The sequence below is a fragment of the Kitasatospora sp. NPDC094019 genome (genome assembly GCF_044764505.1).
Classification (GTDB): Bacteria; Actinomycetota; Actinomycetes; order Streptomycetales; family Streptomycetaceae; genus Kitasatospora.
This window is the reverse complement of the sequence record NZ_JBIWIF010000003.1, coordinates 537617-561113: the sequence shown is the minus strand read 5'-3', so window position 1 is coordinate 561113 and position 23497 is coordinate 537617. Positions and strand designations below refer to the sequence as shown.

Annotated in this window: 18 protein-coding genes; 10 read left to right on the top strand and 8 right to left on the bottom strand. The window is 74.1% G+C overall.

What is annotated here, in order from left to right; genetic code table 11:
* Window positions 1-235: 235 nt before the first annotated feature.
* From efeB to ACIQ9P_RS10125, 3 genes are all read left to right on the top strand, one after another.
* Complete coding sequence (gene efeB, locus ACIQ9P_RS10135) at window positions 236-1549, top strand: iron uptake transporter deferrochelatase/peroxidase subunit (protein ID WP_402352697.1); 1314 nt, start codon at window positions 236-238, stop codon at window positions 1547-1549.
* Between the two features lie 49 nt (window positions 1550-1598).
* Complete coding sequence (gene efeU, locus ACIQ9P_RS10130) at window positions 1599-2498, top strand: iron uptake transporter permease EfeU (RefSeq protein ID WP_402352694.1); 900 nt, start codon at window positions 1599-1601, stop codon at window positions 2496-2498.
* A 278-nt stretch (window positions 2499-2776) separates the two neighbouring features.
* A complete protein-coding gene (locus tag ACIQ9P_RS10125) occupies window positions 2777-3424 on the top strand; it encodes an HNH endonuclease family protein (protein ID WP_402352691.1) in 648 nt (215 codons plus the stop codon).
* Between the two features lie 102 nt (window positions 3425-3526).
* Here the strand turns inward: ACIQ9P_RS10125 and ACIQ9P_RS10120 are convergent, their stop codons facing one another.
* The 4 genes from ACIQ9P_RS10120 to ACIQ9P_RS10105 form a co-directional block, all read right to left on the bottom strand.
* Window positions 3527-6088: an ABC transporter permease gene (locus ACIQ9P_RS10120; protein WP_402352688.1), complete on the bottom strand. Its 2562-nt coding sequence runs from the start codon at window positions 6086-6088 to the stop codon at window positions 3527-3529.
* Between the two features lie 74 nt (window positions 6089-6162).
* Window positions 6163-6933, bottom strand: coding sequence for an ABC transporter ATP-binding protein (locus tag ACIQ9P_RS10115; RefSeq protein WP_402352686.1), 771 nt, complete (start codon window positions 6931-6933; stop codon window positions 6163-6165).
* Between the two features lie 206 nt (window positions 6934-7139).
* Window positions 7140-9341, bottom strand: coding sequence for a restriction endonuclease (locus ACIQ9P_RS10110; protein ID WP_402352683.1), 2202 nt, complete (start codon window positions 9339-9341; stop codon window positions 7140-7142).
* Between the two features lie 137 nt (window positions 9342-9478).
* Window positions 9479-10168 (bottom strand): maleylpyruvate isomerase N-terminal domain-containing protein, encoded by a 690-nt coding sequence (locus ACIQ9P_RS10105; protein WP_402352680.1) that lies wholly within the window; start codon window positions 10166-10168, stop codon window positions 9479-9481.
* Between the two features lie 144 nt (window positions 10169-10312).
* Between ACIQ9P_RS10105 and ACIQ9P_RS10100 the strand changes: the two genes are divergently transcribed.
* The 4 genes from ACIQ9P_RS10100 (at window position 10313) to ACIQ9P_RS10085 (ending at window position 14828) form a co-directional block, all read left to right on the top strand.
* A complete protein-coding gene (locus tag ACIQ9P_RS10100) occupies window positions 10313-11227 on the top strand; it encodes a DUF2797 domain-containing protein (protein WP_402352677.1) in 915 nt (304 codons plus the stop codon).
* A gap of 245 nt (window positions 11228-11472) precedes the next feature.
* Complete coding sequence (locus ACIQ9P_RS10095; RefSeq protein WP_402352674.1) at window positions 11473-11646, top strand: hypothetical protein; 174 nt, start codon at window positions 11473-11475, stop codon at window positions 11644-11646.
* 268 nt (window positions 11647-11914) lie between these two features.
* Window positions 11915-13360 (top strand): hypothetical protein, encoded by a 1446-nt coding sequence (locus ACIQ9P_RS10090; protein WP_402352671.1) that lies wholly within the window; start codon window positions 11915-11917, stop codon window positions 13358-13360.
* A 175-nt stretch (window positions 13361-13535) separates the two neighbouring features.
* Complete coding sequence (locus tag ACIQ9P_RS10085) at window positions 13536-14828, top strand: transglycosylase family protein (RefSeq protein ID WP_402352668.1); 1293 nt, start codon at window positions 13536-13538, stop codon at window positions 14826-14828.
* Between the two features lie 74 nt (window positions 14829-14902).
* Here the strand turns inward: ACIQ9P_RS10085 and ACIQ9P_RS10080 are convergent, their stop codons facing one another.
* The 4 genes from ACIQ9P_RS10080 to ACIQ9P_RS10065 all read right to left on the bottom strand — a co-directional run bounded on the left by ACIQ9P_RS10080 (window position 14903) and on the right by ACIQ9P_RS10065 (window position 18913).
* On the bottom strand, window positions 14903-15208 hold the full coding sequence (locus tag ACIQ9P_RS10080) for a hypothetical protein (protein WP_402352665.1): 306 nt from the start codon (window positions 15206-15208) through the stop codon (window positions 14903-14905).
* Window positions 15209-15522: 314 nt separating this feature from the next.
* Window positions 15523-16269, bottom strand: coding sequence for a succinate dehydrogenase/fumarate reductase iron-sulfur subunit (locus ACIQ9P_RS10075; protein WP_402352662.1), 747 nt, complete (start codon window positions 16267-16269; stop codon window positions 15523-15525).
* Complete coding sequence (locus ACIQ9P_RS10070) at window positions 16266-18212, bottom strand: fumarate reductase/succinate dehydrogenase flavoprotein subunit (RefSeq protein ID WP_402352659.1); 1947 nt, start codon at window positions 18210-18212, stop codon at window positions 16266-16268. Before ACIQ9P_RS10070 ends, ACIQ9P_RS10075 begins: the two co-directional genes overlap by 4 nt.
* Window positions 18209-18913 carry a succinate dehydrogenase cytochrome b subunit gene (locus tag ACIQ9P_RS10065; RefSeq protein WP_402352656.1) on the bottom strand — a complete coding sequence of 235 codons (705 nt, stop codon included), beginning with the start codon at window positions 18911-18913 and terminating at the stop codon, window positions 18209-18211. Before ACIQ9P_RS10065 ends, ACIQ9P_RS10070 begins: the two co-directional genes overlap by 4 nt.
* A gap of 83 nt (window positions 18914-18996) precedes the next feature.
* Here ACIQ9P_RS10065 and ACIQ9P_RS10060 point away from each other — a divergent pair, with 83 nt between their 5' ends.
* From ACIQ9P_RS10060 to ACIQ9P_RS10050, 3 genes are all read left to right on the top strand, one after another.
* Window positions 18997-19920, top strand: coding sequence for a LysR family transcriptional regulator (locus tag ACIQ9P_RS10060; RefSeq protein ID WP_402352653.1), 924 nt, complete (start codon window positions 18997-18999; stop codon window positions 19918-19920).
* A gap of 212 nt (window positions 19921-20132) precedes the next feature.
* On the top strand, window positions 20133-22169 hold the full coding sequence (locus ACIQ9P_RS10055; protein WP_402352651.1) for a protein kinase: 2037 nt from the start codon (window positions 20133-20135) through the stop codon (window positions 22167-22169).
* 79 nt (window positions 22170-22248) lie between these two features.
* Window positions 22249-23361 carry a hypothetical protein gene (locus ACIQ9P_RS10050; RefSeq protein WP_402352648.1) on the top strand — a complete coding sequence of 371 codons (1113 nt, stop codon included), beginning with the start codon at window positions 22249-22251 and terminating at the stop codon, window positions 23359-23361.
* Window positions 23362-23497: the final 136 nt, after the last annotated feature.

Here is a 23497-nt window from a genome sequence, read left to right as displayed (position 1 = left end):
GTCACCGACCCCGAGCGCAAGACCTTCTCCGACGCCGTCAACTCCCTCGGCGAACCCCTCTCCAAGCTCGCCGCCGCCGTGGTCGTCAAGTAACCGCCGCGGACCGGTGCGCGCGGCCGTCCGCGGCGCGCGCACCGGGTCCCGCACCGCGCACCGCACCCGGTACTCCGCCGTGGCGGCCCCTGCGGCCGCCACGGCATCCGTGAGTTCAGCACAGAGAAGGGTCCACCCGCCCATGGACGCCGAGAACCAGCAGCAGAACGCGACGCCGGCCGCCGCTTCCGACAGCGCCCCCGCGGCCGGCCGCGCCCCGGTCAGCCGCCGTGCCGTCATCGGCTGGGCCGGTGCCGGGGTCGCACTGGGTGCCGCCGGTGTCGGCTCGGTCGCCGCCGCGACCCGCCAGGACGACGACGACACCCCGGCCGCGCCCGCCGCCACCGCGGACATCCCGTTCTTCGGCGACCACCAGTCGGGCATCGCCACCCCGGTGCAGGACCGGCTGCACTTCGCCGCGTTCGACGTCTCGGCGACCGCCACCCGTGACTCGCTGGTCCGGATGCTGAAGGAGTGGACCAAGGCCGCCGCCGCGATGACCGGCGGCCGCGAGGTCGGCAGCGGCGCCGCCAGCGGTCTGCCGGAGGCGCCGCCGGACGACACCGGCGAGGCCCTGGGCCTGCCGGCCTCCCGGCTGACCCTCACCATCGGCTTCGGCCCGAGCCTGTTCGAGAAGGACGGCATGGACCGCTTCGGCCTCAAGGCCCGGCGGCCCGAGGCCCTGATCGACCTGCCGAAGTTCAAGGGCGACAACCTCGACCCGCAGCGCAGCGGCGGCGACCTGTGCGTCCAGGCGTGCGCCGACGACCCGCAGGTGGCGGTGCACGCGATCCGCAACCTGGCCCGGATCGGCATGGGCACCGTCAACATCCGCTGGTCGCAGCTGGGTTTCGGCAAGACCTCCTCCACCACCCCGGACGCGCAGACCCCGCGCAACATGATGGGGTTCAAGGACGGCACCCACAACATCGCCGGTTCCGACACGGCGAAGCTCGCCGAGCACGTCTGGGCCGCCCCCGGGGAGGGCCCGGACTGGATGACCGGTGGCTCCTACCTGGTGGCCCGCCGGATCCGGATGCACATCGAGACCTGGGACCGCACCTCGCTCAAGGAGCAGGAGGACGTCTTCGGCCGCACCAAGGGCGAGGGCGCCGCGTACGGGAGGACCAAGGAGCACGACGCCCCGGACCTCAAGGCGATGCCCGCCGACGCCCATGTCCGGCTGGCCCACCCGGAGTCCAACGACGGCCTGATGATCCTGCGCCGCGGCTTCTCCTTCACCGACGGCACCGACGGCCTCGGCCGGCTGGACGCGGGCCTGTTCTTCCTGGCCTACCAGCGCGACACCCGGAAGGCGTTCGTCCCGCTCCAGCAGCGGCTCGCGGCCTCCGACGCGCTGAACGAGTACATCCAGCACGTCGGTTCGGCCCACTTCGCCTGCCCCGCGGGCGTCCGCAAGCCCGGCGAGTGGTGGGGCCAGGCCCTGTTCGGCTGACCTCCCGCCCGTTCCACCCGTACCACCTCCTCACCCCCAGGGAGCCGGCGTGTTCGCCAACTATCTGATCGGCCTGCGCGAAGGACTCGAAGCCAGCCTGGTCGTCTGCATCCTCATCGCCTATCTGGTCAAGACCGGCCGCCGGGAGAAGCTCCCGCCGGTGTGGACCGGCGTCGGCGCGGCCGTCGTGCTGTCGATGGCCTTCGGCGCGGTCCTCCAGTTCGGCTCCTCCCAGCTGTCCTTCGAGGCCCAGGAGGCCCTCGGCGGCTCCCTGTCGGTCGTCTCCGTCGGCCTGGTCACCTGGATGGTCTTCTGGATGCGCCGCACCGCGCGCCACCTGAAGAGCGAACTCCAGGGCAGGCTCGACGCCGCCCTCGCCATGGGCACCGGCGCCCTGGTCGCCACCGCCTTCCTCGCCGTCGGCCGCGAGGGCCTGGAAACCGCCCTGTTCATCTGGACCGCCGTCCAGGCCACCCAGGACGGCTACAACCCGATCATCGGCGCCGCCCTCGGCCTGCTCACCGCCGTCGTCCTCGGCTGGCTCTTCTACCGCGGCGCCCTGAGGATCAACCTCGCCAAGTTCTTCACCTGGACCGGCGCCATGCTCGTCGTCGTCGCCGCCGGCGTCCTCGCCTACGGCGTCCACGACCTCCAGGAAGCAGGCTGGCTCCCCGGCCTGCACAGCCTCGCCTTCGACATCTCCACCACCGTCCCCAAGGACAGCTGGTACGGCACCCTCCTCAAGGGCGTGTTCAACTTCCAGCCCGACCCCACCGTCCTGCAGCTCGTGGTCTGGCTCGCCTACCTCGCACCCACCCTCGCCCACTTCTTCGGCCTCCTCGGCGGCCCCGCCAAACCCACCACCCCCGGCACCACCACCACCGGCACCACCACCACCACCGGCACCACCAGCGGCACCGGCGACACCGAGGCCCGCCCCACCGCCTGACACCACCACCCGACACCACCGGCCCGCGCCACCCGGCGCACCCGCACCACCACGCAACGCCCCGACCGGAACCCCCGGCCGGGGCGTCCGCGTTCCCCGGGCCCGACGGGAAAGGTTCGGTGGTGTTCTGACGGTTTGTGTACCTGACATCCGGTCAAAAAATTCACCTCTCGGATCTACCCGCGTAAACCCCTGGGGCGACATGCTGGTCGGCAGCCCGGGCCGGTTCCCCGCCCGGGGGCCTTCCGCTGCCCTTCCCGACCCAGGAGTTCCCTGTCATGTCCGCGATACGCGTGCCCCGCCGCGTCCTGGCTGCCGCCTTCGGCGCCCTGCTGCTCGCCCTCACCGCCCTGCTGACCGGCGCGGGCACCGCCCAGGCCGCCCTGCCGACCCCGGTCTCGGCCGCCACCGCCCGCGGCTACCTCGCCGCGATCACGGTGGCCGCGGAGTCCCACGACTCCACCTACGACCGCGCGCTCTTCCCGCACTGGATCACCATCTCCGGCACCTGCAACACCCGGGAGACGGTCCTCAAGCGCGACGGCAGCAACGTCGTCACCGACTCGGCCTGCGCCTCCGTCAGTGGCAACTGGGTCTCGGCCTACGACAACGCCACCACCACCAGCGCGTCGAGCTTCGACATCGACCACCTGGTGCCGCTGGCCGAGGCGTGGCGCTCGGGCGCCTGGGCCTGGACCACCGCCCAGCGCCAGGCGCTCGCCAACGACCTGGTCCGCCCGCAGCTGATCGCCGTCTCCGCGAGCTCCAACCGCTCCAAGGGCGACCAGGACCCGGCCCACTGGCTGCCGCAGACCTCCTACCGCTGCACCTACGCCCGCGCCTGGGTGCAGGTGAAGTACTACTACGGCCTCTCCGTCGACAGCGCGGAGAAGAGCGCCCTCTCGTCGATCCTCAACGGCTGCTGAGGAAACGTTTGCCCCGGGCGCCCCAAAGCTCCCGACGGCCGCAGACAGCGCGACGCCCGCCGGGAGGAGTCCCGGCGGGCGTCGTCGTTCCAGGGGTGGTGGCTACTCGCTCTTGATCGCGCCCAGGATGTCCGTCCGGGCCGCCCGGCGGGCCGGCCAGACGGCGGCCAGCAGGCCGATCACCGCGGCGGCGACCAGGAAGAGCCCGATCTGCACCGGCGGCACCACCAGGGTGATGCTCTTGAGCGCGCCCGAGATCGTCCGGACGGCGGCCCAGGCGGTCACGATGCCGAGCAGCACGCCGACCACACCGCCGAACAGCGCGATCATCAGCGACTCCAGCCGCACCATCCGGCCGATGCCCCGCCGGTCCAGGCCGATCGCCCGCAGCATGCCGATCTCCCGGCGGCGCTCGAACACCGACATCGCCATGGTGTTGACCACACCGAGGACCGCCACGATCACGGACATGCCGAGCAGCCCGTACATGACGTTCAGCACGGCGGTGACGTTCCGGCTGTTCTCCGCCTTGATGTCCTTCTCGCCCTTGACGGTGATCAGCGGGTTGCCGCCGCTGGCGTCGCGCAGCGCCTGCTTGAGCGCGGGGGTGGCGCCGTCGGCGCCCTTGACCAGCACCTTCTGCAGGCCGGAGCCGGGGGCGGCGTGCGCGCCGACCACGTGCTCCGGGGCGATCAGCCCGGCGACCCCGCTGGTGCCCTCGACCAGGGCGCCGACGGTCAGGCTGCCGCGGGCGCCGTCGGGGTAGGTCACCTCCATCGTGGAGCCGAGCTCCAGGTGGTTGCGCTCGGCGTAACCGGTGGTGGCGATCAGCTTGCCCTGCTTCAGCGCGTCGGCCGAGCCGGCGGTGACCTTGAGCTCCACCAGCCGGTCGTAGGCCGCGGCGTTCACCGAGGTCAGCCACGACGTCTCGCCGTCGGCACCGGTCTCCACCGGCAGGTCGCGCTCCGCGCTCACCGCGGTCACTCCGGGAGCCTTGGCGATCTGAGTGGCGACCTCGGGGGCGAGCATCGAGTAGTTCGACATCGCGACGGCGTAGTCGGCCTTGAGGTCGGCCGCGAAGGCGTCGTCGGACGCCTTGTTCACCGAGGCACCGACCACGGTCAGGGTGGTGATCAGGGTGACGCCGATGGTGAGCGCGGAGGCGGTGGCGGCGGTCCGGCGCGGGTTGCGCACGGCGTTCTCGCGGGCCAGCTTGCCGGGCGTGCCGAACATCCTGCGCAGCAGCGGGGCGAACAGCGCGATCACCGGGCGGGAGAGCAGCGGGGTGAGCACGAAGACGCCGATCATCAGCGCGGCGGAGGCGAGGCCCACCAGGTTGACCGACTTGGCGGCCGCGCCGGCGACCAGTCCGGCCGCGCCGACGGCGGCGAACAGCAGACCGATGATGTTGCGCACCAGCAGCGACTTCTGGGTGGCGGGCTGGTCGCCGCTGCTCATCGCGGCGACCGGGGCGATCCGGGCGGCGCGCAGCGAGGGCAGCAGGGCGGCCAGTACGGTCACCACGGTGCCGACGGCGAGCGAGCCGATCACGGTGCCGGGGGCGATCACCAGCGGGCCGTCCGGCAGATTCGCGTCCCACGGGCCGTTGAGCAGGGCCTGCAGCCCGGAGGCGATGCCGATGCCGGCGACCAGGCCGCCGACCGAGGCGCCCAGGCCGACCAGCAGGGCCTCGGCCAGGACGGAGAGGGTGACCTGCTTGCGGCTGGCGCCGACGGCGCGCAGCAGCGCCAGCTCCCTGGTGCGCTGGGCGATCAGCATGGTGAAGGTGTTGGCGATGATGAAGATGCCGACGAAGAGGGAGATCCCGGCGAAGACCAGCAGGATCGTGGACAGGCCCTTGGTGGCGTCGTCGATCATCCGGTCCTGCTCGGCGGCGAGGTCGCGGCCGGTGCGGGCCTCGATGCTGTCGGACGCCGGGGCGGCCTGCTTCACCGCCGCGAGCAGCGCGGTGTCCTCGGCGCCGGGCTTGCCCCTGACGTCGATCTCGGAGTACTGGCCGGGGGAGAGGTAGAGCTGCTGGGCGGTCGCGGTGTCGAAGGCGGCGAGCGAGCCGCCGGCGCGGATCCGCGGGTCGTTGGTGTTCAGGGTGCCGGTGAGCTTGAGCTCCATGACCGGGCCGTTGACGGCGACGCGGACGGTGTCGCCGACCTTGAAGCCGCCCTTCTGGGCGGTCTTGGCGTCCAGCGCGATCTCACCGGTGGCGCGCGGGCCCCGGCCGTCGACCAGCGGGTAGCGCGGGTCGTTGCCGTCGGCGCCGGGGACGTAGTTGGTGCCGGTGGTGGAGAAGCCGTCGCCGATCAGCGCGCCCTTGTGGTCGGCGATGCCGGCGAAGCCGCTGACCACGCCGCGCGCCTCGGCGGCGCCGGGCAGCGCGGCGATCGCCTTGCGGGTGTCCTCGGTCAGGGAGGGGCCCTCGGAGTGCTTGCCGCCGTGGTCGTACCCCTTGCCGACGGCGCCGTTGTCACTGACGGTGACGGCGATGTCGGTGTAGCTCTTGGCGCTCTGGGAGCGCCAAGCTGCGGCCAGGGTGTCGGTGAACACGAGGGTGCCGGCCACGAAGGCGGTGCCGAGGAGGACGGCGAGCGTCGTCATCAGCAGTCGGGCCTTGTGGGCCAGCACATTGCGCAGTGCGGTGCGGTACATGGGGTGGTGTCAGTCCTGGAGGTCGGGGGTCGGCCGGTTCGGGATCGGGGCGCGCGGTCGGCTGGTGCGCCGGGTCAGCTGGTGCGGCCCTTGGCGTCGAAGCGGCGCATGCGGTCCAGGACGGTGTCGGCGGTGGGGTGGGCGAGTTCGTCGACGATGCGGCCGTCGGCGAGGAAGACGACGCGGTCGGCGTAGGCGGCGGCGACGGGGTCGTGGGTGACCATGACGACGGTCTGGCCGAGTTCGCGCACGGAGTTGCGCAGGAAGGAGAGGATCTCGGCGCCGGAGCGGGAGTCGAGGTTGCCGGTGGGTTCGTCGGCGAAGACGATGTCGGGCTTGCCGGCGAGGGCGCGGGCGCAGGCGACGCGCTGCTGCTGGCCACCGGAGAGCTGGCTGGGGCGGTGGGAGAGCCGGCCGGAGAGTCCGACGGTCTCGACCACGGCGTCGAGCCACTGCTTGTCGGCCTTGCGGCCGGCGATGTCCATGGGGAGGGTGATGTTCTCCAGGGCGGTGAGGGTGGGGAGGAGGTTGAACGCCTGGAAGACGAAGCCGATGTGGTCGCGGCGCAGCTGGGTGAGCTGCTTGTCCTTGAGGCCGACGAGTTCGGTGTCGCCGATGGTGGAGGAGCCGGAGGTGACGGTGTCGAGGCCGGCCATGCAGTGCATGAGGGTGGACTTGCCGGAGCCGGAGGGGCCCATGATCGCGGTGAACTCGCCCTGGGGGAAGGTGACGCTGACGTTGTCGAGGGCGACGACGCGGGTCTCGCCCTCCCCGTAGACCTTGTTCAGGCCAGTGGCGCGGGCGGCCGCCCGGCCGGTGCGGACGGCGGTTGCGGACATCGTCACGAGGGGTCTCCTGAGGGCGTGCGAGGGAACAGCGGAAGCAGAAATCGGATGATCGTCTTCCTGTCCATTCTCGCAATCGGCCCGTACCCGGAAGGTCGCTCCCGGGTACGGACCGCCCCCGCCGACCCGGCGGTCCGACGGGGGCTCCTCTCCTCCTCGGGTATGACGGGGACTCCTCTGCCGGTCGCAGTCCCGGCCCGGCCCGGCTACTCGACCGCCACGCCCCAGCGCACCGCGAGACCGGCCAGCCCTCCCGGCACCGGGGTTCCGGCCGGCTCGAACCGCCAGGCGCCGCCGCGGCGTTGGAAGGATCCGACGGCCATCGCGCTCTCCGGCACCCCGCCGGTCGCCGCCGCCCAGTTCGCCGGGCCGTCCGCGTCCGGACCGAACGCGGCCGTCAGCGTCAGACCGTGCACATAGCCCAGCGGCAGCGCCGGCGACTCCTCCTCCTCGGTCGACACCGCCACCACCACCTCGTCCACCGCCGGGGCCAGCCGCGCGGTGTCCAGGGTGAGTTCGGCCCGGCGCACCGGCTCGCCCGGCACCGAGCGGGTGGGGTGCAGCCGGACGGCACCGTCCGGGTCCTGCGGGTTGTTGAAGAACACGAAGTGCTCGTCGTCCAGCACCCGGCCGCCCGCGCACAGGAACGCCGAGACGTCCAGCTCGACCGGGTCCCCGCCGGCCGTGCGGCTGCTCCAGGACAGGGCCACCGTGGTCACCGTGCCCGGCGCCCCCGCGTCGGCCGTCGACCCGTTCGCGTCGCCGTTCGCGTCGCCGTTCGCGCTCCGGCCGGAGCCGGACCGGCCTCCGTTCCCGCCGTCGGACCGCCCGCCCAGGCGGCCGCGCAGACCCTGCTCGGCCAGCAGCTCCACCAGCTCGGGACCGCTCACCAGGGTCAGCGGCTTGTTGCGGATGTAGTCGTACGAACCCGGCCCGAACCCGGCCGTGGTCACCAGGATCCCCTTGATCGCACCGTGGTGGCGGACCGTCGAGTCCAGGTCGCGCACCGCCGTCGGCGAGACCGTCGAACGGTAGCGCTTCGCCTGGATGACGATCCGCCCGCCGGTCACCGGATCGAGGTCCTCCGCGACCACGTCCACCCCGGCGTCCCCGCTGCGGGCCGTGGTCATCACCCGGAAGCCGCGCAGCCGGAACAGCTCGGCGATCAGCTCCTCGAACTCGATCGGGTCCATCTCGAAGAGGTCCGGATCGTCCTCGCCGCCCTGGCCCGCCACACTGCCGCCGACCGTCTCCGGCAGCCGGTCCGGCCGCACCTCGTCCAGCCGCTCGGGACGCGCGGACAGCACCCCGCCCAGCCCCTGGAAGCACTCCACCGCCGCCACCCGGTCCAGCGCCAGACCGGCGAACTCGCCCCGGTCGACCGTCACCGTGGTCAGGAAGCGCTCCGCCTCCCGGCCGGTCGCCGGGTCGATGCCGCGCACGAAGCCGTTCAGCACCACCGAGGCCAGCAGCCCGTCCCCGTCCGCCCGGTACAGCTCGGTCACCACCCGCAGCGCGCTCTGCGCCAGCACCTCCCGGTACAGCGCCTTGCGCTCGGTGGCCGGACGGGCCACCTCGGCCTCCCGGTCGTCCGTCTTCACGTACCGCACCCGGCCGGTCGCCGGGACCACGTCCGCGCCCGGCAGCTCCCAGTTCACCACCAGCTGGCGGCTGCTCGCCTCCCAGGCCGCCACCAGCCGGTGCGGGAAGCCCTCCGGCCAGCCTGCCGAGGCGTACAGCACGGCCGAGAAGTACTCCTGCACCGCCTCCGCCTCCCCGGACCGCAGCCGGCTCAGCGACTCCTCGGTCCGGGCGGCGCGCTCCTCGTCCTCCCGGCGGCACCGGGCCACCCACTCCAGGTACTGCCCGTGGTACTCGCCCAGCCGCCGCTGCCGCTCCGCCTCGGCCGCCTGCGCCGCGTACCAGTCCTGCTCGAACCGGGCCCGCGCCTGCGCCACGTACTGCTCGTACTGCTGCCGCACCCCCGGATTGCGGGCCTGCGCCCGGTCCGGCGGCGGCACCTGGTAGCGCGCCTGGTCCGGCATCGGCACCGGCTCGCCCAGCCGTCCGGGATCGAACGGCGGCACCGGGCGCGGTGCCAGCAGGCTCTGCGCCCGGAACGCCGGACGGGCCAGACCGGCCGCCAGCAGACCCCGCAACTCCTCCACCCGGCCGTCGAGTTCGGCCGTCCGCCGGGCGGCCTCGGCCTCCCGGGACTGCTGGTACTCCCGCTGCGCCTCCCGCTCGGTACGGGCCGCCGCCTTCTGCGCCTCGCGCTGCTCACGCTCCCACCGGCGCTGCTCGGCGGCCTGGGCACGCCAGCGCGCCTCCTCCCGGCGCTGCTCCTGCCGCTGCGCCTCCGCCCAGACCGTCAGCACCCCGTTGTTCCGCCGCCCCGCCACGTCCACCCCTTCGCTCCATGCCGCTCCGGCCCGGCACCGGCCTCCCGGCCGCGCCACCGCCCGCGCCCGCCACAATAGAACGTGCGCCGGGGGAGCGCGCAAAGGGCCCGCGACCTGCGGCGTCGCCCGGCGGTGAGCGGGCGTCAGGCTGCGCCGGGGGCGGTCGGGACATCCGCGTGCCAGCGCCACCCGGTGCGGCGCGGGCGGCCGGGGAGGTCGGCGCGGCCGGTCGCCCACAGCAGGGTCGGCCACGGGCCGGCGGCATCGGGCCGGACGTCCGGGAACAGCCGGGCCAGGGTGCGGGCGCAGACCCCGGCCGGCGGCTCCCACGGCAGCCCCAGTCCCTCGGCCACGTCGTGCAGGTGGACCAGGGTCTCCACCAGGCTCATCGCGACGAACCCGGCCGGGTCGGCCAGTCCCCAGGGGTGGAAGGCGCGGACCCCGGGCCCCCTGGTCCGGGCGATCGAGACCATCAGCCCGCCGCCGGCCTCCAGCACCTCCACGAGCGCCGCCGGTCCGCCCGCCCGTTCGGCGAGGACGAAGTTGTTCGGCCCGCCGGGGAAGGGGCGCCGGGTGACGAACGGCACGTAGCGGTCGCGCGGCGGCTCCTCCGGGCCGAGCTGGGCCGCGTACGCGAGCAGGTCGTCCGCGAGGTGTTCGACGGTGCTCCAGCAGTCCCAGTCGACACCGCCGGCCGGCCGGGACCAGTCGGCGTCGGCGGGGGCGGCGCGCAGGGTGTCGGTGGCGAGCCGCAGGACGGCGGCCAGGTCGTCCGGGGTCACGGGCCCGGGCGGGGTGGCGCCGGTCGCGCTGTCGGTGTCGGTGGTGATCATGCGGCGACGCTACCGGGCCGCAGGGGCGCGGGTCGGCGCGAGCGCGAGCGCGGTCGCGGTCGCACCGGCGGAGCCGGCCGCCGGCGGCCGCTGTCGGCGCCACCGGGTACCCTCGGCGGTTCGGACGGCGCGGGCGAGGTGCGGGTGAGCGGGGCGGACGGGTGGGTTTCCACCGGACTGGCGTGGCGGGACGGCCGGGCGTTGCTGAGCGCCGTCCACGGCCGCCGGACGCACGAGCGCGAGGTAGTGCCGGGCACCGAGGTGGGCTGGTCGCTGGGCGGGCCGCGCCGCTGCATCGGGGCGCTGCTGGCCGGCCGGGACGAGCGCACCCCGTGCCCGCACCGGGCCGGGATCGCCCCCGACGGCGCCTCGGTGCAGTGCGCGCCCTGCCAGAGCGTGGACCGGGGCCTGGCGCTGGCCCGCGACCGGATCCTCGACGACGGCCGCACCTACCGGCTGTACCTGGCCTGGTTCGGCGAGGGGCTGCTGAAGGTCGGCCTGACCGCCGAGCAGCGCGGCACCAGTCGGCTGCTCGAACAGGGCGCGCTGGCCTGGACGTTCGCCGCCCGGGGCGGACTGCCCGCCGTCCGGCGGGCCGAACTCACGCTCTCATCCTCCGGGTTGGCCCGGGAACGGTTCAAGGCCCGGGCCAAGGTGGAGCACTGGTGGGAGCACGGTGACACCGACCACCGCCGCGCCGTGCTGACCGACGCCCGCGCCCGCGCGCACGAGCTGCTGCACGGCCACGACGTGGAGCTGCTGCCCGGGCACCCGGTGGTCGACCACGTCGCGGTCTTCGGCCTGACCGGCGGCGCCCCCGACGCCTACCACGCGGTCGAGGGCCTGGCGCACGGCGCGGTGGTGGCCGGGCGGCTGCGGGCGCCGATCGGCCGGCACCTGCTGCTCGACCGGCCGGACGGCGAGCCGCCGTTGCTCCTGGACACCCGGCTGCTGACCGGCTGGACGCTCACCCCGGCACCCGGCCGCCCGGCGTCCGGGCTGTCGCTGGTCCCCAGGGTCCGACCGGAGGCTCCGGACACCCAGGAACCGCTGTTCTGACAGGAACCGCTGTTCTGACCGGCGGCGGGGCCCGCTCGGCGCCGTTCCGCCGACGCCCCGCGCGCGTACCCGTGACACCCGGGCCGGTGGCGGCCGAGGTGTTCCGGAGAGGCCGGTGACCGGAACGGTCCAAGGACGGTTCCGGCAGGCCAGGAGCCCTTCCACCCGGGTCGGCCAGCGACGAGAGTAGTGATCGCCGCCAGGGGAACAGCCCGGAGCGGCACCGGGAGAAACACCACCGCGGGGTGCGTCCACCGGTTGATCGCCACGACGTCGAACCAGCCGAACCGGCCGAACCGGCCGAACCGGCCGAACCAGGAGAGGGCACCCTCATGCTCCGCACCGTCGTCACCGAGGCCACCGCGGTCGCCGCACCCGCCGTACCCGCCGCACCCGGTATCGGCACCGTCCGGAGCTGACGCCCGCTCCACCCCGCCGCCGTCCGATCCGGGCCCGGCCGGCTGTTCCTGCAGGGCAGCCGTCCCACCGGTCCCGTGAGGCGGTCCGACACAGCACTTCTCCCGGCGCCTCCGTGCCGGAGCGCCAGGCGCGCCGACTGCTCCCGGAGAGCAGTACGCCGGTCCGAGCACCGTGCCGCCGCGTCCTCCTTCTTCGTCGACGAGCCCCTGAACCCGCCAGCCGCGGGCGGCCGCCGACCCACCATTACCTCTCTGGAGATCCTTCACCATGTCCGTGACCCGCTCCAAGCTCGCCAACATCGCCCTGACCGGTGCCCTCGTTCTCGGTGCCGCCCTCTCCACGGTCTCGCTGACCGCACCGGCCCAGGCGGTCGGAACCTCCGCGGTCAACGGCCCGATCACCCGCTCCGAGATCATCGCCCGGGCCCAGAACTGGGTCGACCAGGCGGTGCCGTACAGCCAGAGCCTGTGGCACTCCGACAGCAACGGTTCCTACCGGCAGGACTGCTCGGGCTTCGTCTCGATGGCCTGGCACCTCAACTCCAGCCGGGTGACCTCCACCCTCGACGACGTGTCGACCCGGCTCAACAGCCTGGACGACCTGCAGCCGGGCGACATGATCGACAACATCACCACCCACGTGGTGCTGTTCGTGGGCTGGACCGACGGCAGCCACACCACCGCGAACATCATGGAGGAGCCGCGGTCCGGTCTGACCGCCCGCAGGACCACCTACTCGCGCAGCTACCTCGTCAACAACGGTTTCCTGCCCTACCGTTACGACAAGACCGTGGACAGCACCCCGCTGCCGCCCAAGCCGGCTCCGGTGGGCTGGGGCGCCCAGGTGATCGTGAACGGCGGCGGTGACGTCTTCCACTCGACCCGCAACAGCCAGGGTTCGTGGACCGGCTTCGGCAACGTCGAGGCCGCGGCCGGGAACATCGGCGGTGTCCAGGCCATCGCCGACGCCGGCATCAACGGCGACACCCACGTCCTCGCGGTCGGCGGCAACGGCAGCATCTACCACACCATCCGTCACAACACCGGTTCGTGGGACGGCTTCGCCGACATCGGCCCGCAGACCAACCAGCTGGGCAGCGTGACCAAGCTCTCGGCGGTCTCCATCGGCGGTGACCTGCACGTCGTCGCGGTCGCCAACGGCCGGCTCTTCCACACCGCCCGGCTCGCCAACGGCACCTGGCTGCATTTCGGCGACATCACCCCGGCCTCGGGCACCGTGACCAGCGCCGCGGCCGCCAGCGTCAACGGCCAGCTCCAGGTCGTCACGGTGGCGGGCGGCGTCGTCCAGCACACCATCCGCGCCGTCTCCGGCAGCTGGCAGCCCTGGGCCAGCGCGTACGACGCCGCCGGCAACGTCGGCGCCGCCCAGGACGTCGCGATCGCCGGCACCGGTGGTGACGCGCAGATCGTCGTGGTGACGACGAGCGGTGAGCAGTACCACGGTGCCCGCTACGCCAACGGCACCTGGCAGCCCTTCAACCAGCTCGCCCCGGTGATCGGCTCCTTCACGGCGAACCGGGTCAGCGCCGCGAACGTCGACGGTGAGCTCCAGGTCGTCTTCATCACCAACGACGACCGGATCATGCACACCATCCGCGACGGCTCCGGCAGCTGGGACCCGGCCGCGCCGATCCAGCTCAGCGGCGTGGTCGGCAACCACTGGGACGTCTCGATCGGCGGCACCTACAACTGATCGACGGCGCGAGCCCTCCCGGCCGGCCCACCCGCGGTCCCCGCGCGGTGGGCCGGCCCGCTCCGCCCGCCCCGCTCAGCCCGTCCCCGGTCCGGCCCCCGCCGCCGGCCCCTGCTCAGGCTCCTTGCTCCGGCCCCGGTCCGGTAGCCGCCCCGCCGTCCTGGAAGAGGTTCCGATGTCCCGCTCGACCCGCCGTTCCCTCGCCGCCTCCCTCACCTTCACCGCCCTCGCGGCCCTGGGCCTGCCGGCCGTCGCGGCCGGTTCCGCCCACGCCGCCTCGGTGGCCACCTGGGACCGGGTGGCACAGTGCGAGAGCAGCGGCGACTGGAGCTACTACCGCGCCGGATGGCCGTACTACGGCGGCCTGCAGATCACCAGGAGCACCTGGGAGGCGTTCGGCGGGACGCAGTATGCGGCGCTCCCGCACCAGGCCACCAAGCAGCAGCAGATCCTGACGGCCGAGCGGATCCTGGCCGGCCAGGGCACCGGGGCGTGGGCGGCCAAGTGCAACGGCGGTCTGGGTACCGACCACGCCGACCCCTACCCCGCGCCGTCCGTGCCGGTGAGCTCGCCCGGGGACCTCTTCCACGCGACCCGTCTGGTGGACGGGAACTGGACGTCCTTCCAGCCGCTCAAGGGGGTCGGCACCGCTCCGTTCTTCAACGGCTCGCAGGAGGCGATAGCGGCCACCCCGGACGGGTCGACGCAGACCCTGGCCACCGGGACCGACGGCAACCTCTACCACACCGCCCGCTACGCGAACGGTTCCTGGTCGGGCTGGGCGCCCCTGGGCGGGTACGGCGGAGCGCCGCGCTTCGCCGCCAGGGCCGAGGCGATCGCGGGCATGCCGAACGGCGACACCCAGGTGACGGCGATCGGCGCGGACGGCAAGATCTACCACAACGCCCGCTTCGTCTCGGGCAGTTGGCAGGGCTGGGTGCCGATCGGCGACTGGGGCGCCGACCGGATCGCGGCGGCCGGCCTGCCGGACGGCAGCCTCCAGGTGCTGATCATCGGCTACGACGGCAACGTCTACCACACCACCCGCGCGGTGAACGGCACCTGGCAGGGCTGGAACGCGGTGGCGGGCTTCGGCGCCGACACCTTCCAGGCCAAGGACATCGCCTTCGCCGGCATGCCGAACGGTGACACCCAGGTGATGGCGACCGGTGCGGACGGCAAGATCTACCACAACGCGCGCTTCGCGTCGGGCAGTTGGCAGGGTTGGAACGCCGTGGCCGGCTACGGCGGCGCGGCGGGCTTCCAGGCCGGGAGCCTCGCGATCACCGGGATGTCCAACGGTGACGCGCAGATGCTCGCGGTGGGCAACGACGGTCAGGTCTACCACAACGCGCGCTACTCGGCCGGTACTTGGCAGGGGTGGTGGAACACCGGCTTCGGCGGGCGGAAGGTGTCCATCGCGGGGATGCCCGACGGCGGTGCCCAGATGGTCGTCGTCCGGAGCTGAGACCCGGAGCCGAGACCCGGAGCCGAGCCCCGGGTTCGAGATCCCCGGCTGTCGGCCGGGGATCTCGAACCCGGTTACGCGAGCTTGCCCCGCACACCGCCCGGGCCCGAGCGCGCCCGTCGCGACAGCGGCGGGCGCGACGGCCGTACGTCCCCCCGCCCGGTCGGCGGCCCCTCGGCCCCGGCCGCCAGCGCCCGGGCCGCGCGGGCCGTCGCCAGGGCGACCCGGGCCAGCAGCGGGTCCTCCCGGACCCCGGCCGCCCGCTTCGCGGTCTGGCAGGGAGTGCACCAGACCGGCGAGGCCGGCCCGTCGGGGTACACCATCGCTTCCGGCGGCAGGTAGTGGCTGCCGCATTCGACGCATTCGAAGACCAGTCTCATCCGACGATCACCGTCCCGGATCCGTGGCACCGACCGCATGGCGACCAAAAGGTGTGGATCTTCGGCACCATGCTCCCTTCCTCGTCCAGTTCGACCGTGGCTTCGGTCTTCTGGGTCCCCCCGGACCCACCGCACCCGGAGCAGGACTGAACCTCGGGCATATGCGTTCCTCCTCGGCGCGGGGACCACCGTAGCGCGAAATCCGAGGGGCCAGCACCGATCCTGACGAACAGTCGAAGAAGCGGGGCGCGCACGAGCACCACGCGCGCCCCGCTCCGGCTCGACGGGGGCCGTCCTCGCGGACCGCCCCGGGGTCAGCGGCCCCCGCGCAGCGAACCGCGCAGGAACTCACGGTTCATGGCGGCGATGCTCGGCAGCGGGATGCCCTTGGGGCAGGCCGTCGCGCACTCGCCGGTGTTGGTGCAGCCGCCGAACCCCTCGGCGTCCATCGCCTCCACCATGTTCCGCACCCGGGACGCGCGTTCGGGCGCGCCCTGCGGCAGCACGTTCAGGTGGACCACCTTGGCGGAGGTGAACAGCATCGCCGAACCGTTCGGGCAGGCCGCCACGCACGCCCCGCAGCCGATGCACTCGGCGTGCTCGAACGCGGTGTCGGCGGCCTCCTTGGGGACGGGCGTGGCGTGGGCGTCGGGCGCGCTGCCGGTCGGGGCGGTGATGTACCCGCCGGCGCCGATGATCCGGTCGAAGGCCGACCGGTCCACCACCAGGTCCTTGACCACCGGGAACGCCGCCGCCCGCCACGGTTCGACGTCGATGGTGTCGCCGTCCTCGAAGTGCCGCATGTGCAACTGACAGGTGGTGGTGCGCTCGGGGCCGTGCGCCCGGCCGTTGATCACCATGCCGCAGGCGCCGCAGATCCCCTCGCGGCAGTCGTGGTCGAAGGCGACGGGCGCGTCGCCGCGCAGGATCAGCTCCTCGTTGAGGGTGTCCAGCATCTCCAGGAAGGACATGTCGGGGCTGATCCCGCCGACCTGGTAGGTGGTCATCGAGCCGGGCGTGTCGGGGCCCGCCTGGCGCCAGATCCGAAGGGTGAGGTTCACGCGTAGCTCCGCTGGGTGGGGTGGACGTACTCGAAGTCGAGGTGCTCCCGGTGCAGGACGGGCGCCCGGCCGGTGCCGGTGAACTCCCAGGCGGCGGCGTAGGAGAAGTCCTCGTCCCGCCGGGCGGCCTCGCCCTCCGGGGTCTGGCTCTCGGTGCGGAAGTGGCCGCCGCAGGACTCGGCCCGGTGCAGCGCGTCCAGGCACATCAGCTCGGCCAGCTCGAAGTAGTCGACCAGCCGGTTGGCCTTCTCCAGCGACTGGTTGAGCTCCTGCCCGGTGCCGGGCACCTTGATCCGGCGCCAGAACTCCTCCCGCAGGACCGGGATCCGCTCCAGCGCGCGGCGCAGCCCCGCCTCGTCGCGGGCCATCCCGCAGTTGTCCCAGAGCAGTTCGCCCAGCTCGCGGTGGAAGGAGTCGGGCGTGCGGTCGCCGTCCACCGCGAGGATGAGGTTCAGCCGGTCCGCCACCTCGGCCTCGGCCGAGGCGATCTCCTCGTGGTCGGCCGGGACGGGGGGCAGCGACTCCCGGGCCAGGTAGTCGTTGAGCACCGGCGGCAGCACGAAGTAGCCGTCCGCGAGCCCCTGCATCAGCGCGCTGGCGCCGAGCCGGTTGGCGCCGTGGTCGGAGAAGTTGGCCTCCCCGATCGCGAACAGGCCCGGCACGGTGGTCTGCAGGTCGTAGTCGACCCACAGCCCGCCCATCGTGTAGTGGATCGCCGGGTAGATCCGCATCGGCACCCGGTACGGGTCCTCGGCGGTGATCCGCTCGTACATCTCGAACAGGTTGCCGTACCTGGCCTCCACCGCGTCCCGGCCCAGCCGGCGGACGGCGTCGGCGAAGTCCAGGTAGACGCCCTGCCCGCCGGGGCCGACGCCGCGGCCCTCGTCGCAGACGTTCTTGGCGGCCCGGGAGGCGATGTCGCGCGGCACCAGGTTGCCGAAGGACGGGTAGATCCGCTCCAGGTAGTAGTCGCGGTCCTGCTCCGGGATCTCGGCCGGCGGCCGGGTGTCGCCCTTGGCCTTCGGCACCCAGATCCGCCCGTCGTTGCGCAGCGACTCGCTCATCAGCGTCAGCTTGGACTGGTGCTCGCCGGAGCGCGGGATGCAGGTCGGGTGGATCTGGGTGAAGCACGGGTTGGCGAAGTGCGCGCCGCGCCGGTGCGCCCGCCAGATCGCGGTGGCGTTGGAGTTCTTGGCGTTGGTGGAGAGGTAGAAGACGTTGCCGTAGCCGCCGGAGGCGAGCACCACCGCGTCGGCGGTGTGGGTGGAGACCTCGCCGGTGACCAGGTCGCGGGCGACGATCCCGCGGGCCCGGCCGTCGACCACCAGCAGGTCGAGCATCTCGGTGCGGGCGTGCATCTCCACGTTCCCGGCCGCGATCTGCCGGGACAGCGCCTGGTAGGCGCCGAGCAGCAGCTGCTGGCCGGTCTGGCCGCGCGCGTAGAAGGTCCGCGAGACCTGGACGCCGCCGAACGAGCGGGTGTCGAGCAGGCCGCCGTACTCGCGGGCGAACGGCACGCCCTGGGCCACGCACTGGTCGATGATCTCCACCGACACCTGGGCCAGGCGGTGCACATTGGACTCGCGGGCGCGGAAGTCGCCGCCCTTGACGGTGTCGTAGAACAGCCGGCGGATCGAGTCGCCGTCGTTGCGGTAGTTCTTGGCGGCGTTGATGCCGCCCTGGGCGGCGATCGAGTGGGCCCGGCGGGGCGAGTCCTGGAAGCAGAACTGGACCACGTGGTAGCCCTGTTCGGCGAGGGTGGCGCCGGCCGCGCCGCCGGCCAGGCCGGTGCCGACCACGATCACGGTGTGCTTGCGCCGGTTCGCCGGGTTGACCAGCTTCGCCTCGAACCGCCGCTGGTCCCAGCGCTGTTCGATCGGTCCCCGGGGGGCCCTGGTGTCGGCGATCGGCTCGCCGACGCGGTAGTCCGGGTACGCGTTCACTTCACCACTCCGGTCATCACGGCGACGGGGACGGACAGGAAGCCGACGGTCAGCAGCAGCGCCAGCCCGTTGGCGGTCAGCTTCAGCACCCGGTCCCGGCGGGCGTTGTTGGCGCCGAGGGTCTGCGCGGCGCTCCAGAACCCGTGCCGGACGTGCAGGCCGACGGCGAGCATCGCCACGATGTAGATCACGCACGAGTACCAGTTGCCGAAGGAGGCCACGATGTTCTGGTACGGCCGGCCGTGCTCGGCGTTGGGGTTCACGGTCAGCGTGGTCAGGTCGAGGACGTGCCAGACGATGAACAGCGCCAGGATCACCCCGCCCCAGCGCATGGTCCGGGTCGCGTAGCTCGCCCGCCGCCGCTGGTGGGCGTACTTGTCCGGCCGGGCGGCGACATCCCGCCGGCTCAGCTGGAACGCGGCCACGCCGTGCAGCACGACGGCGACCAGAAGGCCGACCCGGGCGATCCAGAGGAACCACTCGTGGCCGAGGAACGGCTGCCCGATCGTGCGCAGCCAGGCCGCGTAGCCGTTGATGTCGTCCGGGCCGAAGAAGACCTTGAGGTTGCCCAGCATGTGCGCGACCAGGTACAGCAGCATGGCCAGTCCGCTGACGGCCATGACCGCCTTCTTGCCGACGGTCGACCGCCACAGGGTCGCCAGGATGGACGGATGCCGGGCCGTCCGAGTCGCGGTTGTCATGGCTTCAACGGTAGGGACGGGGCCAGGGTGCGTCCAAGACATGATGCGGCTCACGACGATAGGCCCTGCCTATGATGGGAGCTGTGCAACTCCAGCAGCTCCGCTACTTCCTCGCCGTGGCCGAGACCCGCCACTTCACCCGCGCGGCCGACGCGGAACACGTCGCCCAGCCGTCACTCTCGCAACAGATCCGCTCCCTGGAGCGGGAGTTGGGCGCCGAACTGTTCCACCGGACCAGGGGCAACATCGCCCTCACCGACGCCGGGGACGCCCTGCTGCCGCTCGCCCGCCGCATCCTCGCCGACACCGAGAGCGCCCGGCTCGCGGTGCAGGAGACCGTCCAGCTGCGCCGCGGCCGGGTCCGGCTGGGGGCGCCGCCGAGCCTGTGCACCAGCCTGGTGCCGGACGTCCTGCGGGTGTTCCGCGACCGCTACCCGGGGGTGGCGCTGGTGGTGCGCGAGGGCGGCTCCCGTGACCTCGTGCGCTCCCTGGCGGCGGGGGAGCTGGACCTCGCGCTGATCATCACCCCGCCGAGCGGCGAGGCCGCGCCGGCGCTCGCCGTCACCGAGCTGCTGCACGAGGAACTCGTCCTGGTCTCCGCCGGGCCGAGGACCCGTCGCACGGTGCGGGTGACGGAGCTGGGGAAGCAGCCGCTGGTGATGTTCCGGGAGGGCTACGACCTGCGGGAGGCCACCTTGGCGGCCTGCCGGGCGGCGGGTTTCGAGCCCGAGTTCGCGGTGGAGGGCGGGGAGATGGACGCGGTGCTGGGCTTCGTCCGGGCCGGGCTCGGGCCGGCCGTGCTGCCCGGCATGGTCGCCGACCGCTCGGGTCTCACCGTGGCCCACTTCGCCGGTCCCGGCCTCGGCCGCACCATCGCCGTCGCCCACGGCCACGAGGTGCCGCCGACCCGGGCGGCGGCGGCGCTGCGGACGACCCTGCTGGCACACCTGCGCGACGCGGCCCGGACCGGTGGACTGCCCCCGGGCACCAGGCTGCTGCTCGACTGAACACGCCCCTGCACGCGCCCGTGTGCGCCCCCGTGCGCCCGTTCCTACGCGCGCACGATTGGCACGGTGTGCGAAGCACCCGAATCGTGATCCGGTGGCTCCGCCGGCCCGGAACCCGCTGTTCACCGGGCGCGTCCCAGGGAGCGTCGGCGGTGCCGTAAGGTGCGTCGCCGCAGAGCCGAGCGGGCCGTGAACGGGGAGAGCACGAAGCGATGGACGACCGGAAGCAGCAGGACGGCAGACGGGACGGGGGCCGCACCGCCCCCGCCGCGGGGACCGCCCCGGAGCCCGCCGACGAGCGGCCCTGGGAACTCCCCGAGTACCTCCACGAGCGCGAGCTCGGCGCGGGCGCGAGCGGCCGGGTGGTGCTCGCCCGGCACCGGGCGACCGGCACCCCGGTGGCGGTCAAGTACCTGCACCGCGCGGCCGGGACGGCCGCCCTGCGGGCCGAGGCCGAAGTCCTGGCCGGACTCGACTCCCCGCACGTCACCCGGCTCTACGAGTACGTCGAGGGCGAGCGCGGCGCGGCGATCGTGATGGAGCTGGTGGACGGCATCGCCCTGCGCGACCTGCTCCGCGCCGAGGGCGCCACCACCCCCGAGGCGGCCCTGGTGGTGCTGAAGGGCTCGCTGCTCGGTCTGGCCGCCGCGCACGGCGCCGGGGTGGTGCACCGGGACTACAAGCCCGCCAACGTCCTGGTGGACACCGCCGGGACGTCCAAGCTGGTGGACTTCGGGATCGCGGTGCCGAGCGGGGACGAGCGGGACGTCTCCGGCACCCCCGCCTACATGCCCCCCGAGCAGTGGGCCGGCCGCCCCGCCTCCCCGGCGGGCGACGTCTACGCCGCGACCGTCACCTTCTTCGAGTGCCTGACCGGCGCCCGCCCCTACGGCGGCACGACCTTCGCCGAACTCGCGGTCCAGCACACCGAGGCCCCGATCCCGGCCGAGCTGACGCCGGACCCGGTGCGGCCGCTGATCCTCTCCGGCCTCGCCAAGGACCCCGGGGAGCGCCCCGACAGCGCGACCGCGCTCCTGGTCGAGCTGGAGGCGGTCGCGGCGGCCGGGTACGGAGCGGGGTGGGAGGAGAAGGGGCGGCTCGACCTGACGGCGCTGGTCGCCCTGCTCGCGCTGCTGCTGCCGGGCGCGGGCGGCGCGGCCGCCGGGACCTCGCTGGCGCACACGGCGCTGGGCGGCGGGTCGTCGGCGCTGGACTCCTCGGCCGGGGCGTCCTCGGCCACGGGCCCGGTGTCCGGGACCGGGGCGGCGCCGGCCGTCGTCGTCCGGGAGACGCTGATCCGGCGCGCCGCGCGCACCGGCACCCGCGGCAAGGCCCTCACCGGCGTCGCCGCCGGCGCGCTGACCCTCGCCACCCTGGCCGGGATGGCCATCGCCGGGGCCGTCGACGGCGACTCCCGCACGGTCGTCGGGGGAGTCGCCCCCGAGGCGACCACCAGCATCGGTCCGTTCGACCCGGCCGGTGCCGCCTCGCCCGTGGCCTCCGCCGCCGCGACCGAGGGCCCGGACACCCCGAGCCCCGAGCCCTCCGACCCCTCCGCGACGCCCGCGCCGGACGCGCCGGACGCCTCGCCCAGTGGCGCCCCGACCTCGGGCCCGCCGTCCCCCGGCGCGCCCTCAAGCCCGGGCGGCCGGAGCACCGGCCCCGCCGCCGCACCGACCGGCCGGACCTCCCCGGGGACGCCGACCGGCCCCGGCACTGTCCGGCCGCCGCTCCCGCCGGGTTCCGCCGTGCCGTCCTCGGGCCCGGCCGCGACCGGGAGCGTCCCGCCGCCCGCCCCGCCGGTGACCGTCCCGTCCACCGCTCCCGACGTCGCCCCGTCCTCGGCGACACCCGCCGGACCCGGCAGCACGCCGCCGTCCCCGACCCTCACCGCCGCGCCGACCCGGACCGTCGCCCCGACCATCGCGGTGAGCTCGGTGAACCTGGACGCGCTGTCCTGCGCCGGGCGCTGGAGCACCACCGCGACGGTCACCGTGGTCGCCCAGGGCGCGGCCACCGGGACGCTGACGCTGACCTGGTTCCACACCCTCGGCGAACGCACCGTCGACGTCGCGACCGACACCGTGGCGGTGCACGACGGCCGGGCCACGGTCAGTCGGACCCACGACTTCACCTCGGCCGACACCTTCCCGACCTGGGGCGTGCGGATCGGCACCGCCCCGGCCGCGGCGAGGCCGGGGCGGACGTCGGACACGGTGGCGGCTTTCCTCTGCGACCCGCCGCGCTGAGTCGTCCCGTCGCCGCGCAGGTCCGTCCCGCGCTCCCCGCCCCGCACTCCCCGCCCCCATCGCGCTCACTGGAGGAGCCATGTCCACGCCCCGACCCGACTCCGACCCGGCCCCGGTCGCGGACGGCGATGCCGACCGGACCGTCCGAGTCGACCCGCCCGCCGACGGCGGTACGGAGACCGTCCGGCTCGGGTCCGGGGCCGGGTCCGGCTCGGGGACCGACGCGCCGGGTGGTCCGGTCGGCGGCGGCCCGGCCGGCGAGGTCACCGTACGGATCGACGCGAGCGAGGCCACGAGCGCGACCTTCCTCGACGCCGGGGTCTGGGGAGGCGCGGGGGAGACGGTGGAGGCGCTCACGTTGCTGGACACCCCGGCCCACGGCACCGCCACCCCGGCGGAGGCGGACCCCGCGCTCACGGTCACCGTCCCGGCGGCCGGTCCGCCGTCGGTGGTCGCCGCCCCGGGCCCGGCGCCGGCCGACCTCGCCCCGGCCGTGGCCGAGGCCGCGCTCACCGTGACCGCCCCCTCCTCGACCCCCGTCCCGGCCGGTGCCACGCCCCCGCCGGGCCCGGCGCCCGCACGGCTCGCGTCGTCCGGGTCCTCGGTCTCGGGCTCAGCCGCCTCCGTTCCTTCCGTCGCGGCTCCGGCTGCCTCTGCTCCTTCCGTCGCGGCTCCGGCCGCCGCCGACCGTGAGGACGAACGGCCGCTCGCCCCCGGCGAGTTGCGGCGCTTCGGCCCCGGCGTCCCGCCGCTGGCCGCCGCCGTCTGGCACGGCGCGGCCGTCCCCGGCACCGAGCCGCCACGCCGCCGGGTGTGGCGTTGGCTGCTCCCGCTGCTGTTGCTGCTGGCGGTCCTGGCGCTGCTGTTCTGGCGGTTCTCCACGCCCGCCCTCGCCGTCACCGGCGTCGGCGTGACCACCGACCCGGCGGGCCCCGGCTGCGACTCGGTGGCGGTGGTCAAGGCCGTGGTGGAGACGAACGGCGCCGGCACCCTCCGCTACCGCTGGCTGCGCAGCGACGGCACCACCTCGGCCGAGATCGGCCAGGACATCGGCTCCGGCACCCACCGCACCGAACTGGTGCTGCGCTGGAACTTCGAGGGCCGGGGCACGCTCGCGGCCACCGCGACCCTGGAGATCCTCGCGCCCGGCTCCCGTACCGCCGCGGTCTCGTTCCCCTACCACTGCGCCTGACCCCGCGGGCTGCCCGAGGGGCCCGGGCTGCGAGGCGGGGGTCGGTGGTGTCCCACCGACCGCTCCACCGGGAGTGTGCGGCCGTCGGGCGGAGCGGTGTGCGCGGTGACCGGCGCGGGAGATCCGGCTGAGCGCC

Coding starts and splice junctions, on each gene's coding strand:
- efeB (WP_402352697.1), top strand. CDS start 236: ATGGACGCCGAGAACCAGCAGCAGAACGCGACGCCGGCCGCCGCTTCC.
- ACIQ9P_RS10125 (WP_402352691.1), top strand. CDS start 2,777: ATGTCCGCGATACGCGTGCCCCGCCGCGTCCTGGCTGCCGCCTTCGGC.
- ACIQ9P_RS10120 (WP_402352688.1), bottom strand. CDS start 6,088: ATGTACCGCACCGCACTGCGCAATGTGCTGGCCCACAAGGCCCGACTG.
- ACIQ9P_RS10105 (WP_402352680.1), bottom strand. CDS start 10,168: ATGATCACCACCGACACCGACAGCGCGACCGGCGCCACCCCGCCCGGG.
- ACIQ9P_RS10090 (WP_402352671.1), top strand. CDS start 11,915: ATGTCCGTGACCCGCTCCAAGCTCGCCAACATCGCCCTGACCGGTGCC.
- ACIQ9P_RS10085 (WP_402352668.1), top strand. CDS start 13,536: ATGTCCCGCTCGACCCGCCGTTCCCTCGCCGCCTCCCTCACCTTCACC.
- ACIQ9P_RS10080 (WP_402352665.1), bottom strand. CDS start 15,208: ATGAGACTGGTCTTCGAATGCGTCGAATGCGGCAGCCACTACCTGCCG.
- ACIQ9P_RS10065 (WP_402352656.1), bottom strand. CDS start 18,913: ATGACAACCGCGACTCGGACGGCCCGGCATCCGTCCATCCTGGCGACC.
- ACIQ9P_RS10055 (WP_402352651.1), top strand. CDS start 20,133: ATGGACGACCGGAAGCAGCAGGACGGCAGACGGGACGGGGGCCGCACC.
- ACIQ9P_RS10050 (WP_402352648.1), top strand. CDS start 22,249: ATGTCCACGCCCCGACCCGACTCCGACCCGGCCCCGGTCGCGGACGGC.